Source organism: Staphylococcus lutrae (assembly GCF_002101335.1).
GTDB classification, from domain to species: domain Bacteria; phylum Bacillota; class Bacilli; order Staphylococcales; family Staphylococcaceae; genus Staphylococcus; species Staphylococcus lutrae.
This window is the reverse complement of sequence record NZ_CP020773.1, coordinates 1-17,159: the sequence shown is the minus strand read 5'-3', so window position 1 is coordinate 17,159 and position 17,159 is coordinate 1. Positions and strand designations below refer to the sequence as shown.

Below are 17,159 nucleotides of genomic sequence, written 5' to 3'. Positions count from 1 at the left end.
GACAACAAAACATTAGCCAAAAACGCATATATCATATATCATTTTAAGGAGAACTAGGTGAATAGAGGTCGGTTGTTTTGTTAAAAAGATTAAAAGAAAAAACGAATGACGAGAAGATGCGTCAGCATATGAATAAACGAATCAATTTTATTTTTGCAATCATTATCTTTGCATTTGTCGCAATCGTCTTAAGGCTAGGGTATTTACAAATTGCACAAGGTTGGACATACAATCAAATGATACGCGAAAGTGAAAATGTGACTGTCAATGAATCTGTGCCAAGAGGTCGGATTTTAGACCGTAATGGCAACGTCATTGTTGACAATGCGTCAAAAAAATCAATTACATATACACGTGGCAAAAAAACAACACAACAAGATATTTTAAAAACAGCACAAAAACTTTCAAAATTAATTAAAATGGACACATCAAAAATTACAGAGCGTGACAAAAAAGACTTTTGGATTCAAAAATATCCTGATCGCGCTCAAGATTTAATGAAAAAAGAACGCCAAATGTATGTCAATGGAGAGATTTCTCAAGAGGACTATGATCAACAATTACTTGGAAAAATTTCTGATCAACAACTTAAAAGTTTATCTAAAGAAGATTTACAAGTTTTAGCCATATATCGCGAAATGATGCAAGGCTCTACACTGAGTCCAAGAACGATAAAGAATGAAAAAGTAACAGATGAAGAATATGCGTCTGTCTCACAAAAATTGGCAGACTTGCCAGGGGTCAATACTGAAATGGACTGGGATCGAAAATATCCATATGGCCAAACATTAAGAGAGGTTTTAGGACGTGTGTCCACACCAGAAGAAGGGCTGCCGAAAGAACTCACAGTCGAATACCTTTCTAAAGGATATTCTCGTAATGATCGAGTCGGTAAAAGTTATCTTGAGTTACAATATGAAAATATACTGCGTGGTAAAAAGAAAGAAATGCGTTATACCACTGATAAATCAGGTGCCATCATCGACTCTGAGGTGGTTAACGAAGGGTCGCGTGGTGATGATTTAGTTTTAACAATTGATATTAAACTTCAACAGAAAGCAGAATCCTACTTAGAATCACAAATTAAAAAGCTCCGATCTGAAGGTGCAAAAGATATGGATTCGGCAATGATGGTGATTCAAGACCCTAAAAACGGAGATATACTGGCAATGGTCGGTAAAAAAATTGACAAAGATGGTACGTTAACCAATTTTGATATTGGCACGTTTACAACGCAGTATGCCGTAGGTTCTTCTGTTAAGGGTGCGACATTATTAGCGGGTTATCAAAATCACGTCATTCATGTTGGAGAAAAAATGGTCGATGAACCGCTTGTTTTTAAAGGTGGATTGACTAAACGATCATACTTTAATAAAAATGGACAGAAATTGATTGATGATAAAGATGCGCTCATGCATTCATCAAACGTATACATGTTTAGAACCGCGCTCAAACTAGCCGGTCTAGAATATCAACCTCACATGGCTTTACCTACTGATGTCACTTTACCGGGACAAAAATTACGTAAAGGGCTCAATCAAGTCGGCTTGGGTGTTAAAACTGGGATTGACTTACCTAACGAAGTAAGTGGCCAAATCGAACCATTAAAAGATAATCCGGGAAACTTTTTAGATCTAGCAATCGGCCAATATGACACTTATTCACCGCTACAATTATCACAATATGTCTCTACGATTGCGAATAACGGTTATCGTATTCAACCGCATATCGCTAAGGAAATTCGTAAAGCCACACGCAACGATGACCTAGGTCCAGTTAAACATAAAATTAACGGTCGAGTATTAAACCGAGTGAATAATACACCAGAAGAAATTAAAGAAGTTCAAAAAGGGTTTGATATGGCATTTAACAAACCTCAAGGAACCGGCTACGCAAGTTTTAGCAAAACAAAAGTTCGTTCTGCTGGAAAGACGGGTACAGCAGAAGTATTTCAGGATGGAGAACCGCGTGTCAATTCAACGTATATTGGCTATGCACCTGAAAATGATCCACAACTCGCTTTTTCGATTGTTTATACGAACCAACCTGTACCAGAGCCATGGTTGAATGGTGGCGATTTAGGTAGAGATATCATTAATTATTATTTTGATAAGTAACCTGTTTAATGAATTAAATAAGATTGAAATCAAAACGCCAATACTAAGTAGTTGGCGTTTTTTAATATAATAAAAAATTTATATCTACATAAAATAGTATACGCAACTAAATGAAATGGCATTTACAATGTCAAACAACAAATTAACATAATCTTTACAAGTTGTTCACTCGACGTTAATAAACGCCTTGTATCCTTAAAGTGTAATCAATCGAAGTTGAATTCTAGGAGGATGTTTCAATGAAAACATGGAAACCTGTTGGTAGTACAATCATTGCTGTTTCTTTAATTTTAGGAGCATGTGGTGGTGCATCTCAAAATGATAGCAAACAAAATAACAAGGAATCTTCAAACGTCGAAGGAACAGTAAAGGGAAATGGTTCTTCTACCGTAGCACCAATTATTGAAAAATTGAATGAAGATTTTTCATCTAGTCATAGTAAAGCGACAGTAGAAAATGTCACTTCTGGTACAGGTGATGGCTTTAAACAATTTATTGCCGGTAAAACCGATTTTTCTAATGCCTCTCGACCGATAAAAGATGAAGAGAAATCGCAACTCAAAGATAAAAACATCGATTATACAGAATTCCAAGTGGCTAAAGATGGTTTAACGATTGCGATCAATAAAGATAATGATTTCCTCAAAGAAATCTCATTAGAAGATCTGAAAAAGATTTATTCAGGTGAAGCTAAAAAATGGTCAGATATTGACTCAAAATATCCAGACAAACCGATTAAGGCATTTTCTCCGGACCAGTCACATGGAACATATGATTTCTTTACAGAAGAAGTCATGAATAAAACCGAGATTAAAGCTGAAAAGAACCAAAACACTGACGTTATTGTAAAATCCGTACAAGATAATCCAGACGGTATTGGATTCTTTGCATTTAACTTCTTTAAAGAAAATGAAGATACATTAAAAGCAGTAAAAGTTAAAGATAAAAATGGTAAAGCCGTTTCACCTGACCATAAAACGATTCAGGATGGCTCTTATCCACTCAGTCGTCCATTATTTATCTATGCGAACAATCAAAAATTAAAAGATAACAAAGCTTTTGCAGAGTTTATGAAATATGTATTAGAGAACAAAGGAAAAGCTGCTGAAGCTAAAGGTGTTGATTACGTCGCATTACCAGAGAAGAAATATGAAGACGAAGAAAAAGAACTCGAAAAAATCATTGGTAATGATAAAAAATAATTTCTCAATGTTTTAAGTAGGGAAATTTAACAAAAAATGTAATGCATGTGTTCAAGGGTTGAGCATGATCTTAAAACGATGATGCCTCAACCCTCTTTTAGAAAGGGAGTACGTTACATGAAATCACCTATTAATGTTAGAGCGTTAATTCAGGAAAAAAGTCATGCTGGGTCATCAATGAGCGATAAAGTGATGCCCATCATATTAGCTATGATTGCAGCCATTTCAATTTTAACCACTATCGGCATAGTCATCACACTACTCACCGAAACAATTACCTTTTTCACACGCGTCTCATTATCGAAATTTTTCTTAGAGACCACTTGGAATCCTTTCAGTGCAACACCAAAATATGGCATTTGGTCACTCATCATCGGGACATTGAAAATTACAGTGATTGCCTCCGTTTTTGCGATACCAGTCGGCCTAGGTGCTGCTATTTATTTAAGTGAGTATGCATCAAAGCAAACACGAAAAATCATTAAACCAATATTAGAAGTATTGGCGGGGATTCCAACAATTGTATATGGATTTTTCGCATTAACTTTTGTGACACCTGCGATAAGAGCGATTTTCCCAGATGTTGGAAGTTTTAATGCACTCAGTCCTGGTCTAGTCGTTGGCGTGATGATTATTCCGATGATTACAAGTATGAGTGAAGATGCAATGTCATCCGTCCCTCAAAAAATTCGTGAAGGTGCCTTAGGACTTGGATCTACAAAATTAGAAATGGTATTTAAAGTGATTATTCCAGCAGCAACATCCGGAATTATGGCTTCCATCGTATTAGCAATTTCTCGCGCAATCGGTGAAACGATGATTGTTTCTCTCGCTGCGGGCTCTAGTCCATCTTTTGATTTATCATTAACACATTCTATCCAAACGATGACAGCCTACATTGTACAAGTTTCACAAGGGGATGCTACAAATGGTTCTGATCTTTATTACAGTATCTATGCTGTAGGTTTCACATTGTTTATTTTTACACTCATTATGAATTTCATATCGCAATGGATGACTAAACGTTTCAGAGAGGAGTACTAAAGAATGAGTATGATTGATCCAAAAGCCATTGAACAAAAACTCTCTGCTCGCATGTCAAGAAACAAAATTTTTAAAACGATTTTCTTGATTTGTACACTTTTGGGATTATTTGTTTTAGCAATCTTAATCATTGATATTTTGCGTAAAGGCTTACCGGTGATGAGTTTAGACTTTTTCACACATTTTTCTTCATCTTCTGCAAATACGGCCGGGGTGAAAGGGGCATTAATTGGGACACTTTGGCTCATGATGACACTTATCCCGATTGCACTTGTATTAGGCGTAGGTAGTGCCATTTATTTAGAAGAATATGCCAAAGACAACGCATTTACAAAATTGATTCGTGTTAATATTTCAAATTTAGCGTCAGTCCCATCAATCGTATATGGTTTGCTGGGTGCGACTATTTTTGTTGCATTGTTAAAGCTCAGTAATTCTATCATCGCAGCGGCACTTACACTCGCTTTGCTCATATTGCCGGTCATTATTGTAGCGAGTCAAGAAGCCATTCGAGCCATTCCTAATTCTGTAAAAGAGGCATCGTATGGTTTAGGTGCAAATAAATGGCAAACGATTCAAAATGTCGTATTACCCGCGGCGATTCCTGGTATTGTGACAGGTGTTATTTTAGCGATTTCAAGAGCGATAGGGGAGACTGCACCATTAGTTGCAATCGGGATCCCTACCATTTTATTGCGGACACCTAACAGCATTCTAGATTCTTTTCAAACATTACCATTACAAATTTATGATTGGGCTCGAAAACCAGGAATCGACTTCCAATCTCTTTCATCCGCAGCCATTATCGTATTGCTCATTATTTTACTCGTTTTAAATACGATTGCTGTAATAATAAGAAACAAATATTCAAACAACTAAGGGTTTATCATAAAGAATTTTATTGAAATGAGGGTTTGATATGTCTGATATGACTGCACTAAAAAACAAAACGAACATCGATGTTCAACAAAACACCCACACACATAAACCATCCAACGATACAGAACAAACAGCTTCTGTCGTTTACTCCACACAAAATTTGGATTTATGGTATGGGGAACAACACTCGTTAAAAAACATTAATTTAGATATTTATGAAAAAAATGTCACTGCGATTATCGGTCCATCTGGATCAGGTAAATCAACCTATATTAAAGCGTTAAACCGTATGGTAGAAATGGTGCCTTCTGTGAAAACATCCGGAAAAATCTATTTTCGTAATCAAAATATTTTTGATAAACGCTATCCAGTAGAAAAATTAAGAACACAAGTCGGCATGGTTTTTCAACAACCGAACCCTTTTCCTAAATCAATTTATGACAATATTACGTATGGTCCAAAAATTCATGGGATTAAGGATAAAAAAATTTTAGACGAAATCGTTGAAAAATCTTTAAGAGACGCAGCAATTTGGGATGAATTAAAAGATCGACTCAATCAAAATGCTTATAGTCTATCAGGTGGTCAACAACAACGTGTTTGTATTGCACGCTGTTTAGCAATAGAACCTGATGTCATCTTAATGGATGAACCAACTTCTGCCTTAGATCCTATTTCAACTTTAAAAGTTGAAGAACTGGTACAAGATTTAAAAAAATCTTATTCAATTATTATTGTGACACATAACATGCAACAAGCAGCGCGTGTATCTGACAAAACGGCATTCTTTCTCAACGGCTATGTAAATGAATATGACAATACGGATAAAATCTTTTCCAACCCATCTGATAAACAAACTGAAGACTATATTTCAGGACGTTTTGGTTAAAATGGGGGTAATCAGAAAACGATATGAAGACCAACGCCAAGATTTACTGAAAGATTTACGTGTTCTTGGCTTACGCACTTATAACATGATAGAAAAATCAATTCAGGTTTTATCAGATAAGGAAATTACACATGCACGCCACGTCATTAAAAGCGATACACTCATCAATCAAATGGAATATGATATCAATGAAAAAGTTGTGATGCTCATCACTAAACAACAACCGATTGCGAAAGACTTAAGATTAATGATTGCGACACTAAAAATTGCTTCAGAATTTGAACGTATGGGAGACAACGCTGCAAATATCGCTAAAATAAGAACGCGTGCACAAATAACGGATAGCTATATTACGACACGACTTGAAACGATGGGGCATTTGGCTTTGTTGATGTTAAAAGATTTATATGATGCATATCGACATACCGATCTAGAACTCGTTAAAGAAATTATTGAAAGAGATATAGATATTGATGATTTATACAAACAAATTATTAATACAAGTTATCTGATTGATAATGACCCATTCGTTGCAGGACAGGCCCATTTAGTTGCAAGATATCTAGAACGCATCGGTGATCATATTGTCAATATTGCTGAACAACTCTATTATTTCATAACAGGTGAACGATATGAATCGTACACGAATTAATTGCCGTATTTTGAGGCTAGGACGCTTTGTTCTAGCCTTTTTTCGTTTATTCGCTGTCATCGTGGGAATAACAAAGCCTACGTGCTAAAACAAGCATTGCTAGCGTCCGAGTAAAACAAAAAAGATCCATTAACAAACAATGAACTTCGATGACACATTGCACAATGCACGATATAATATACAAAGAAGTGGAGGGCTCAATCATGTCAAAGAAAGCATTACGTCAAAAAACGATAGCAAAAATGAAACAACTGTCAGCATATCAAAAATCAGAAGCTGATCGCTGGTTGTTCGAACAATTGATTCATCACCCAGCATACCAACGGGCTAGAAGTATTGGTCTGGTCCTTTCTATGCCACATGAAGTGACGACAGATGCAATCATTCGCAATGCTTTAAATGAGAATAAAGACGTTTATGTCCCTTCGACAGATTATGCTGATAAGACAATGGTGTTCCAACAATTCACTGATTTTGATCAATTAAATACAGATAAAAAAGGGATTCGTTATCTTCGCGTAAACACGCCGATTCAAAATCATTTAGATTTAGTGATTGTACCAGGTGTCGTTTTTAATCATGATGGTTATCGGATTGGCTATGGTGGCGGTTATTTTGATCGATATTTAGCAGAATATCAACCTCACAATTTAAGTTTAGTTTATGATATTCAAATCGATGATACAATCCAAATCGAATCCCATGATTATCCTGTTTCAGAACTCATTATTGCAAACACAACGAGATTGGAGGAAACTCATGTTCGACACTAAACATTTATGGCAGACAAGCTTTCTTTGGATGCGCTATTTAAATTATCAATGTATTCATTATGATAAAGAGAGAAATGAAGTGTGGCTCTCACAAGCAAAGCGACAACATGTCGTCATTTTTAAACAAGGAAGTTATACCACACAATCATTAGAATTTGATAAAGACCGTATCGTTGAGCATCAGGAACAAATCGTACAATTTTTAGGTTACGATATTAAACGCTACGACGTCTATGTGTTGTCTGACAAATTGTTCGATGCTGTAAAATTTAATGTGCATCAACCGATTCAAGTCCATTTTCACAGTATTGAAAATTGGAAAGCATTACGCAATAAAACAAGTCATCCTATTATAAAAAGAAAATTAGGGCAAAGTGATACAAAAACGGTGAAAGATTATCAAAAACGCGTCCTTAATCAAAATGTTATTGAAAATGCGATGTATCGGTTTACACCAATGACTTATACGTTAATTGTATTAAACGTCTTCATTTGGCTCACTGTGACATGGTTTACGCCACATCATACTGATTATGAAATCATTAATTTAGGTGCTTTAGCGCATTTTAATGTTATTCATGGAGAGTGGTATCGCCTCATAACATCCATGTTCCTACATATTGATTTTCAACATTTACTGTTAAATATGCTATCACTTTTCATATTCGGTAAATTGTTAGAGGCATATATCGGCCCGTTTAAAATGTTAGGCACATATATTGGTGCGGGAATTATTGGAAACTTGGCATCTCTCGCTTTCATCACCGATACTTTTTCACTCGGTGCAAGTGGTGCAATTTTTGGTTTAATGGGTGGCCTCGTTGCACTTTTAATCATCAGTCAACGATTTGATAAAAAAATCATATTCCAAATGATTATTGCAGTCGTTTTGATGGCAAGCTTGACGTTACTCATTCAAAACGTCAATGTTGTCGCTCACTTGGGTGGGTTACTCGGTGGTGCTTTGATTATATATTTAGGATATTTTTTCAAACAAAAGCGTGTATACTTTTACATTTTATTAGCTATTACGACCGTTTTACTGATTTTGTTACTAGTTAAAATGTTTTTGACAAAAGATACAAATATCTATAATCAAATTATTCAACAAGAAATGTATCATGGGCAATACAGTGAAGCTAAAAAAATGATTAAGCAAACATATCAAAATGGCTATGCAGATGACTTGACGTACTACTTATCTGGTATCATTATTGCAACACAAGATTCAAAAGCTGAGGCAATGGCCGAATGGGAACGCGGGCTCAAACATTTTCCTCAATCAGGCCAATTAAATTACCAAATGGCAATCGCCAATCGCTCTTTAGGAGATGAAAAGCGCGCAAAGTCATTTATTCAAAAAGCAGTCAAGTCGAATCCTGACAACCAAGATTATGTGAATCTAAAAAAAGAACTGGATGATTAGTATGCAAACACAACTGAATTCATTTTATGATGTACTTCAATTATTAAAAAAATTTGGTTTTATTATTTATTTTGATAACAAAGATGATATGCTAGAAATGATTGAACAAGAAATTCAGACGTTATATCGCCATGAATTAATTACTAATCCCGAATTTGTCCAATCGAAATTGTTAATTAATCAAAGAAGGATGACTAAAGAATGAACAAAAACTTAATTTTAGCTGCTGATATTGGGGGCACGACATGTAAACTGGGTATTTTTGATGAAGCATTGACACCACTATCGAAATGGTCGATTGAAACTGACATCTCAGATGCGACGGGTAGAGTCTTATTGAAACAAATTTATGAGGCTTTTTTAAGTGAGATGGCGCGAAACAACTTCAATATGGAACAAGTCATAGGGATGGGCATAGGTGTTCCTGGACCTGTTAAATTCGAGTCTGGTATCGTTAATGGCGCTGTTAATTTAAACTGGTCACAACCAGTCAATGTATCAGAAATTATGGGCTCGTTTGTGTCGTTCCCTGTATACGTTGACAATGATGCAAATGTCGCTGCCTTGGGTGAAAAACATAGTGGCGCGGGGAAAGATGCAGATGATGTCGTGGCGATTACACTTGGTACAGGCTTAGGTGGCGGTATTATTGCAAATGGAGAAATTGTACATGGACATAATGGTTCGGGCGCTGAATTGGGGCATTTCCGTGTTGATCATGATCAACGTTTTAAATGTAATTGTGGCAAATATGGATGCATTGAAACTGTAGCCTCTGCCACTGGCGTCGTTAATCTCGTTAATTTCTATTACCCTAAATTGACGTTTAAATCATCTATTTTACAGCTTATTAAAGAAAATAAAGTGACAGCCAAAGCAGTGTTTGATGCGGCGAAGGCTGGTGATCAATTCTGTATTTTCATCACAGAGCGCGTTGCGAATTATATTGCCTACCTTGCGAGTATTATCAGTATCACTACGAACCCTAAATATATTATCTTAGGTGGCGGTATGTCAGATGCGGGAGACATTTTAATAGAGAATATTAAAACAGAATATTACCACCTTGCTTTCACACCTTCTCAACAAGGCACAGAAATTGTACGTGCGCAACTTGGGAATGATGCAGGTATTGTTGGCGCAGCAGGTTTAATAAAAACGTATATTATTGAAAAGGAGCGTATCTAAATGGCCATTGTGGATATAGTTGTGATACCCATCGGAACAAAAGGACCGAGTGTTAGCCATTATATTGCAGAAATGCAAGTCAAACTTGAAGCTTTCAAACAAGAAGGGAAAATTGATTATCAATTAACACCTATGAACACTTTAATTGAAGGTGAACTACCAGATTTGTTAGAAGTCGTACAAGCGATTCATGAACTGCCTTTTAACCACGGATTAGACCGCGTATGTACAAACATCCGAATTGATGATCGACGTGACAAAAAGCGGAAAATGCAAGAGAAATTAGAATCTGTAAAAAAACATTTAAAATAATGAGGGCTAAGTATGAAAATTTCTTTTTTGACTTTAGGTGTTGTGAGTACCAACACATATTTTGTAGAAAATGATACTGATTTGTTATTATTTGATCCTGCAGGGAATGCTGAAAAAATCATCGAAAAGATTAAGCAATCAAAAAAAACGTTACAGGCAATTTTGTTAACACATGCGCATTTCGATCATATTGCAGCACTAGATGATGTGTTAAAAACCTTTCCAGTTCCGGTATACATGCACCAAGAAGAATTTTCATTTTTAAAGGATCCTGAGAAGAACGGTTCAGCTAAGTTTACGCAATATGGTTTACCTATAATTACAAGCCATGCACAACCCATCGCTTTAGATGAATCGACTTATCAAATCGGATCATTTAGTTTTGAAACACTGCATACACCCGGACATTCCCCTGGGAGTTTAACCTATGTATTTGATGAATTTGCAATTGTAGGGGACACGCTGTTTAACAATGGTATTGGTCGAACAGATTTATACCAAGGTGACTACGAAACATTAGTTGATTCTATTAAGGATAAGTTGTTCAGCTTAAACGACCAACTGCCACTATATCCAGGGCACGGTCCATTAACAACTGTAGAAAATGAATATATGAATCCGTTTCTAGATGGGGAAATGTAAAACTTCATTAATTCAAACAAGTAAAAAAATCATCTCTTACGTGTATAAAAGTAAGAGGTGATTTTTTATGCAACTACTGCTCGATCATGTGTTACAATTTGCAATTCAAAATTCAGCATCGGACATTCATTTTATTCCTTCATCCACACAAGTTGAAGTCAGACTCCGTGTTAAAGATCATTTAATGCGCTATGATACTTTAAATTTAGAAACGTATCAAAAACTACTTTCATTACTTAAATATCAAGCAGGTTTAGATATTTCAACAAGGCATAAGGCACAGAGTGGACGCTATATTTATGAATATAAAGAATTGTATTATTTAAGAGTTTCGACTTTGCCAGTGAATTTAGGGACTGAAAGTTGTGTCATACGAGTGACACCCCAATATTTTCAAAATGTTCGCACCCATAGTGTTGTAGATATCAAATCAAATATGGAGAAGAAGCAAGGTTTAATCCTTTTTAGCGGTCCAACAGGAGCAGGAAAAAGTACTTTGATGTATCAAATGGTGGTTTATGCCAAACAAAAATTGAATTTAAATATTATTACGATTGAAGACCCGGTGGAACGTCTAGTTAATGGCATTACACAAATATCAGTGAACGAAAAAGCGGACATTACTTACGGTTCATCATTAAAAGCCATTTTACGCTGTGACCCGGATGTGATTCTTATAGGGGAAATTAGGGACAGTCAAATTGCAAGAGATGTCATCCAAGCGAGCTTAAGCGGTCATTTAGTTTTATCAACCATCCATGCAAATGATTGCTCTGGGGTATTACTCAGGCTCATAGAAATGGGACTCACACATCAAGATTTAATGCAATCCATTAATTTGATTATTAATCAAAGGTTGATTACTACGACTTCTGAGCAACAACAACTTGTTTATGAAACGATGAATCAAGAAGAAATCCAATTTTTCCTAAAACACGATTTTGAGCTCCCGAAAGCATTTATAACACTTGCTGATAAACTTCAACTGCTATACAAAGAGGGGGTCATTGATGAAAAGAATTTACGAAAATATACAATTTAGGCGTACATTAAAACAGCTTCATGCACATCACTTACTCATTATGCTGCGCTTATATCAACTATTAATCCATGGTTTTACCTTTGCCGAAGCGATAATGTTTATATATGAACAACTCAACTTGAATCAACCTCAGTTTGAGCAACATCTCCAAGCAAAATTAAAAATGGGTGCAAATTGTTATGAGATCTTCTCACTTTTTGGTTATCCGTCAACAATCTTAATGCAAATTTATTTTGCGGAAAAATATGGCTCATTACCGGAAACTTTAAAATTATGTCATCAATTTTATACTAAGAATAGACAATTAAAACAACAGTTAATCAAAGCGATACAATATCCACTTGTTCTTATTATCATTTTCATAGCACTGATTGTCACTTTGAATCAAACCATCATGCCCCAATTTGAACAAATGTATGATTCGATGCAAATCAAACAATCCATGTTGCAACGCTTTATGAAGAGGTTCATAGAGAATTTCCCTCAATTTTTCTTCATTTCACTTTGCCTTCTTACCGCTCTCTACTATTTTTTGAGTTCAAGATTAAAACGGCTTCCAATGCATCAACAGATTCAGTATTTAATTCGAATCCCTATTTTTAATAAATACTACAAACTTTTTACGACTTACCATATGACCAATCAATTTGTCTTATTTTTTAGAAACGGCATTACATTGAATGATATTGTCTCAATTTATTTAAACCAACAAGCAAATTTATTTTTACAATATGTTGGATTCACACTCCAAACACAACTCCAAAAAGGGGAATCATTTACACAAATTCTCACTGATCTTCATTGTTTTGAAACCCAATTCATCAGCTATATCAAACAAGGAGAAAAACGTGACAAACTAGATATAGAGTTGGAAATTTATAGTTCCTTTCTATTAGATCGTATTGAAGGATTTATCCAACGCCATATTAAGTGGATTCAACCGATTATGTTTATATTTATCGGCATGTTAGTACTGTCAGTCTATTTAATCATGATGTTACCAGTATTTGAGATGATACAAACCATTAAAGAATAGGAGTGTCAATATGTTTCAAAAGTTAAAATCAAAATTTACTCGTAAGGAAGGGTTTACCCTTATTGAAATGTTGCTTGTTTTATTAATTATCAGCGTCCTTTTAATCCTGATTATCCCAAATATCGCTAAGCAATCAGAACATATACAAAAAACAGGCTGTGCCGCACAGTTAAAAATGGTAGATAGTCAAATTGAAGCCTACACGTTAAAGTTTAATAGACAACCGGCTTCAATAGACGATCTCGTTCATGAAGGCTATATAAAAGAAAATCAAAAAAACTGTAAATCAGGAGAGGCAATAACAGTTAGAGATGGAGAAGCCGTTGCGTCGTGATGGCTTTACATTAATTGAAATGCTCGTCGTTCTTTCTATTGTTTCGCTCTTCATATTTCTTACAATCACACATCCACAATTCAACATTTTACTCAATGACTCACAATATCAAATCAACAAATTGACAAGTGAAATAGACTTTTATCAATCACAAGCGATAAAGCACCAACAGTCTGTCCTCATTGTATTTAGAAAAACACATAATGATTTAAAAATCGAAACGACGAACCCCCACCGAACGACTTTCATTTCACTTGAGCCGCTTAAATTGAGAAGTGATTCAAATTTAGACGCCATTCTCTTTGACAAAGAGGGTAAAATAACTAAATTTGGTACAGTGAAATTTGATTATCGACAGCAACACATATCACTTATATTCCATATTGAACAAGGGAGGTATCGGGTGTCATATTCAAAATAAAATATCTACAGCAAAAAGCTGGCTATCTGATTATCGAAAGTACATTTTCCTTGTTTCTGTTAGCCTCACTGATCTACCAACTCATTCCTATAACAACACAGATGTTGCACACTTATAACGAAGCAATTGAAGATTTAAATTTAAAGCGAACGCTACTCAACGTAATCAAACACGAAATTCCTAATAAGAAGATGACGGTATCTCACTATGAAATCACACCTTCAAAACAACAACTATGTATTCAAAATAACCAAACGCATCAAAAATATTGTTACTCAAAAACAGGGGTTCAGCCTCATTGAAAGTCTTTTCGCATTGTTTATACAATTCGTTATTGTCATGTTAATCCCCATCATCATCGTCACATTAGGACAATTGAAAAACACTATTTTTGAAGATCGAACATTTGATATTGAAATCATGGTTAAGGATATGGAGAATGTCATTCATGCAAATGATGTGAAACAACAAATGATTTCGAACAAAACAATGATGATACAACGTGACAACGTCCTGGTAAACTACCGATTTCAGAATAAAAAAATCATTAAAACCATCAATCATCATGGAAATATTACAATGTTAAACAATGTACAAGATGTCCATTATCAAGAAATTGATCATCACATGATATTAATGACAATTAAGTACAAAGAGGGAGCGATATTACATGTTAAAGAAGTTTTGCTCTAAAAATGGTTTTACATTGCCGATGTTATTTGTCATTGTATCTGCTTATTTTACATTTATTACTTTTTATTTCGTCATTTATAGTCTAAAATTACAAACAATAGATGCATTGACTGATTATTACGAAGCTGAAATTGTACGAATGATGAATAAAGGGGAATCAAAATGACCATGAAGATCAATACACCCATATTACTGATTGGATTTATGGGTGCTGGTAAAACTACAATCGGCAAAGCTTTAGCCAAAAAATATCATTATTCATTTATAGACTTGGACGCATATATAGAAATGACTTCAAAGAAAACCATACCGCAAATATTCGAGGAAAATGGTGAACAAGGATTTCGTAAACTGGAATTTCATTGTTTGAAAGAAGCACTACTGTCGTATGATTTAATTGCTACAGGCGGTGGAATATTAACAGAAGACGAAACCTATCAATTTATTCGAGACAAAAAAGTAAGTGCTATATGGCTGGATGCACCCTTTGAAAAACTCTACAAGAGAATCCAAGGAGATGCAAATCGACCAAATGCAAATAAAAAAAGTTTTGAATTTTTAAATCACTTGTATTCCGAACGTGTTTCAAGATATAATGAAATCGCATTCATTAAGGTTTCAACAGCACACTCAATGGAAGCAACATTGAGCGATATACAAGATCAAATGCTTGCGAATGATCAATATTAGAGAGCATGGGGTTAGCCCATCACCGAAGGAGCAAATAATCTTAGATTATGAATCTCTCAGGTAAAAGGATAATATTGTGACGCATTCCTGAAGGCATGTCAACAGGGGAGTATTTCGTGTACTCCTCTGTTTTTTTATTATATTTTGGAGGGGATTAAATGTCAGAAGAATTAAAAAAAACACCGCTTTACCAACATTATGTTGATGCAGGTGCGAAAATTGTTGAATTCGGTGGTTGGGCAATGCCAGTACAATTTTCAAGTATCAAAGAAGAGCACATTGCCGTTAGAACACAAGTCGGTTTATTCGATGTAAGCCATATGGGTGAGATCATAATCGAAGGCGCTGAGGCTCCTCAGCTTGTCCAATATTTACTTTCTAATGACACGAGTCTACTCACACCATCAAAAGCGCAATATACAACACTTTGTAATGAAGATGGTGGCGTAATAGACGATTTAGTGATTTATCAACTTGAGCCTCACCGTTTTTTACTCGTCGTAAATGCTGCAAATGTTGATAAAGATTATAAATGGATTTTAAAACATAGTGAGACATTTGATGCAACTGTAGAAAATGTATCTTCCGAATATGGTCAATTGGCGTTACAAGGGCCAAAAGCCAGAACGCTTATCCAAGAACATGTCAATGAAGATGTAAGTGAGATGGGCATGTTTGAATTCAAACAACAGGTCGAACTGTTTGGCAAAGAAGTAATCCTTTCGCAATCAGGTTATACTGGTGAAGATGGATTCGAAATATATTGCCATACTGATGATGTTATCCCATTATGGGAATCACTGTTGTCTTTTGACGTCACACCTTGTGGACTCGGCGCGCGTGATACATTACGATTAGAAGCTGGATTGCCATTGCACGGTCAAGATTTAACTGAGTCTATCACACCTTATGAAGGCGGGATTGCTTTCGCTGCAAAACCCCTGATTGATGACGACTTTATCGGTAAAAATGTACTTCAAGCACAAAAAGAAAACGGTGCCCCTCGACGCACAGTAGGTTTAAGAATGGTAGATAAGGGCATTCCTAGAACTGGATACACGATTCTTGATCTTGAAGGCAACGAAATTGGCGAAGTCACATCCGGTACACAATCCCCTTCATCAGGCTATGCCATTGGAATGGGCATCATTAAACGAGAATCATTCGAAATGGGCAAGGAAGTATACATTCAAATCAGAAAGCGGCAAGTGAAAGCAAAAATTGTTAAAAAGAACCAAATCGAAAAATAGGGAGTGAATGTCGTGAGTCATCGTTATATACCATTAACTGAAAAAGATGAAAAAGAAATGTTAGAAACCATTGGAGTTAACTCCATTCAAGATTTATACAGTGATGTTCCTCAAGACGTATTATTGAATAGAGATTTGAATATTGCTGATGCTGAACCTGAAACGCAGCTACTCAGACGTTTAAATCAAATTGCGAATAAAAATATAACTAAAGAGACACACACATCATTTTTAGGCGCTGGAGTCTATGACCACTATACGCCAGCAGTTGTTGATGCCATGATCTCTAGATCAGAGTTTTACACGGCTTATACCCCTTATCAACCTGAAATTTCACAAGGGGAATTGCAAGCCATCTTTGAATTTCAAACAATGATTTGCGAATTAACTGCTATGGATGTCGCAAACTCGTCTATGTATGATGGTATGACAAGTTTTGCAGAGGCGTGCTTACTAGCGTGGAGTAAAACGAAAAAGAATAAAATCGTTGTTTCAAAAGGCCTACATTACCAAGCGCTACAAGTACTCGAAACGTATTCAAAAATCCGTGATCAGTATGAAGTCGTTGA

At 35.6% G+C, this 17,159-nt stretch carries 20 protein-coding genes, 1 pseudogene and 1 riboswitch; all 21 genes and pseudogenes read left to right on the top strand.

The genetic code is table 11. The features are described 5' to 3' along the window. Window positions 1-77: 77 nt before the first annotated feature. A complete protein-coding gene (locus B5P37_RS00110) occupies window positions 78-2,117 on the top strand; it encodes a peptidoglycan D,D-transpeptidase FtsI family protein (RefSeq protein ID WP_085235928.1) in 2,040 nt (679 codons plus the stop codon). A 239-nt stretch (window positions 2,118-2,356) separates the two neighbouring features. Then, on the top strand, window positions 2,357-3,319 hold the full coding sequence (locus tag B5P37_RS00105; protein WP_085235926.1) for a PstS family phosphate ABC transporter substrate-binding protein: 963 nt from the start codon (window positions 2,357-2,359) through the stop codon (window positions 3,317-3,319). Between the two features lie 117 nt (window positions 3,320-3,436). Beyond that, window positions 3,437-4,363, top strand: a complete 927-nt coding sequence (gene pstC, locus B5P37_RS00100) for a phosphate ABC transporter permease subunit PstC (RefSeq protein WP_085235924.1) — start codon at window positions 3,437-3,439, stop codon at window positions 4,361-4,363. 3 nt (window positions 4,364-4,366) lie between these two features. Continuing rightward, the gene (gene pstA / locus B5P37_RS00095; RefSeq protein ID WP_085235922.1) at window positions 4,367-5,242 is read left to right on the top strand and encodes a phosphate ABC transporter permease PstA; all 876 of its coding nucleotides are present in this window, start codon (window positions 4,367-4,369) and stop codon (window positions 5,240-5,242) included. 40 nt (window positions 5,243-5,282) lie between these two features. Then, on the top strand, window positions 5,283-6,131 hold the full coding sequence (gene pstB, locus B5P37_RS00090) for a phosphate ABC transporter ATP-binding protein PstB (RefSeq protein ID WP_085235920.1): 849 nt from the start codon (window positions 5,283-5,285) through the stop codon (window positions 6,129-6,131). Between the two features lies 1 nt (window position 6,132). Further along, on the top strand, window positions 6,133-6,783 hold the full coding sequence (phoU, locus tag B5P37_RS00085; RefSeq protein ID WP_085235918.1) for a phosphate signaling complex protein PhoU: 651 nt from the start codon (window positions 6,133-6,135) through the stop codon (window positions 6,781-6,783). 203 nt (window positions 6,784-6,986) lie between these two features. Beyond that, window positions 6,987-7,556 carry a 5-formyltetrahydrofolate cyclo-ligase gene (locus B5P37_RS00080; protein WP_085235916.1) on the top strand — a complete coding sequence of 190 codons (570 nt, stop codon included), beginning with the start codon at window positions 6,987-6,989 and terminating at the stop codon, window positions 7,554-7,556. Further along, complete coding sequence (locus B5P37_RS00075; protein WP_085235914.1) at window positions 7,543-8,982, top strand: rhomboid family protein; 1,440 nt, start codon at window positions 7,543-7,545, stop codon at window positions 8,980-8,982. The genes B5P37_RS00080 and B5P37_RS00075 overlap by 14 nt, the downstream gene beginning before the upstream one ends. 1 nt (window position 8,983) lies before the next feature. Continuing rightward, on the top strand, window positions 8,984-9,187 hold the full coding sequence (locus B5P37_RS00070; RefSeq protein ID WP_085235912.1) for a YqgQ family protein: 204 nt from the start codon (window positions 8,984-8,986) through the stop codon (window positions 9,185-9,187). Continuing rightward, complete coding sequence (locus tag B5P37_RS00065; RefSeq protein ID WP_085235910.1) at window positions 9,184-10,170, top strand: ROK family glucokinase; 987 nt, start codon at window positions 9,184-9,186, stop codon at window positions 10,168-10,170. The genes B5P37_RS00070 and B5P37_RS00065 overlap by 4 nt, the downstream gene beginning before the upstream one ends. Then, window positions 10,171-10,482, top strand: a complete 312-nt coding sequence (locus B5P37_RS00060) for an MTH1187 family thiamine-binding protein (protein ID WP_085235908.1) — start codon at window positions 10,171-10,173, stop codon at window positions 10,480-10,482. A gap of 12 nt (window positions 10,483-10,494) precedes the next feature. Further along, the gene (locus B5P37_RS00055; RefSeq protein ID WP_085235905.1) at window positions 10,495-11,124 is read left to right on the top strand and encodes an MBL fold metallo-hydrolase; all 630 of its coding nucleotides are present in this window, start codon (window positions 10,495-10,497) and stop codon (window positions 11,122-11,124) included. Window positions 11,125-11,191: 67 nt separating this feature from the next. Continuing rightward, window positions 11,192-12,166: a competence type IV pilus ATPase ComGA gene (comGA, locus tag B5P37_RS00050; protein ID WP_085235903.1), complete on the top strand. Its 975-nt coding sequence runs from the start codon at window positions 11,192-11,194 to the stop codon at window positions 12,164-12,166. Beyond that, the gene (comGB, locus tag B5P37_RS00045) at window positions 12,135-13,202 is read left to right on the top strand and encodes a competence type IV pilus assembly protein ComGB (RefSeq protein WP_085235901.1); all 1,068 of its coding nucleotides are present in this window, start codon (window positions 12,135-12,137) and stop codon (window positions 13,200-13,202) included. The genes comGA and comGB overlap by 32 nt, the downstream gene beginning before the upstream one ends. Window positions 13,203-13,212: 10 nt before the next feature. Beyond that, window positions 13,213-13,536: a competence type IV pilus major pilin ComGC gene (gene comGC / locus B5P37_RS00040; RefSeq protein ID WP_085235899.1), complete on the top strand. Its 324-nt coding sequence runs from the start codon at window positions 13,213-13,215 to the stop codon at window positions 13,534-13,536. Further along, on the top strand, window positions 13,514-13,957 hold the full coding sequence (gene comGD, locus B5P37_RS00035) for a competence type IV pilus minor pilin ComGD (RefSeq protein WP_085235897.1): 444 nt from the start codon (window positions 13,514-13,516) through the stop codon (window positions 13,955-13,957). Before comGC ends, comGD begins: the two co-directional genes overlap by 23 nt. Window positions 13,958-14,296: 339 nt before the next feature. Beyond that, a complete protein-coding gene (locus B5P37_RS00025; protein ID WP_244898617.1) occupies window positions 14,297-14,650 on the top strand; it encodes a ComGF family competence protein in 354 nt (117 codons plus the stop codon). Next, on the top strand, window positions 14,628-14,816 hold the full coding sequence (locus B5P37_RS00020; RefSeq protein WP_085235893.1) for a hypothetical protein: 189 nt from the start codon (window positions 14,628-14,630) through the stop codon (window positions 14,814-14,816). Before B5P37_RS00025 ends, B5P37_RS00020 begins: the two co-directional genes overlap by 23 nt. Then, the gene (locus B5P37_RS00015) at window positions 14,813-15,340 is read left to right on the top strand and encodes a shikimate kinase (RefSeq protein WP_085235891.1); all 528 of its coding nucleotides are present in this window, start codon (window positions 14,813-14,815) and stop codon (window positions 15,338-15,340) included. Before B5P37_RS00020 ends, B5P37_RS00015 begins: the two co-directional genes overlap by 4 nt. Continuing rightward, a riboswitch (glycine riboswitch) is annotated at window positions 15,327-15,422 on the top strand. Its footprint overlaps the gene before it by 14 nt. Window positions 15,423-15,498: 76 nt before the next feature. After that, complete coding sequence (gcvT, locus tag B5P37_RS00010) at window positions 15,499-16,590, top strand: glycine cleavage system aminomethyltransferase GcvT (RefSeq protein ID WP_085235889.1); 1,092 nt, start codon at window positions 15,499-15,501, stop codon at window positions 16,588-16,590. Between the two features lie 12 nt (window positions 16,591-16,602). Next, window positions 16,603-17,157, top strand: a pseudogene (locus B5P37_RS00005) (PLP-dependent aminotransferase family protein); the annotation flags it as partial. Between the last annotated feature and the right edge of the window lie 2 nt (window positions 17,158-17,159).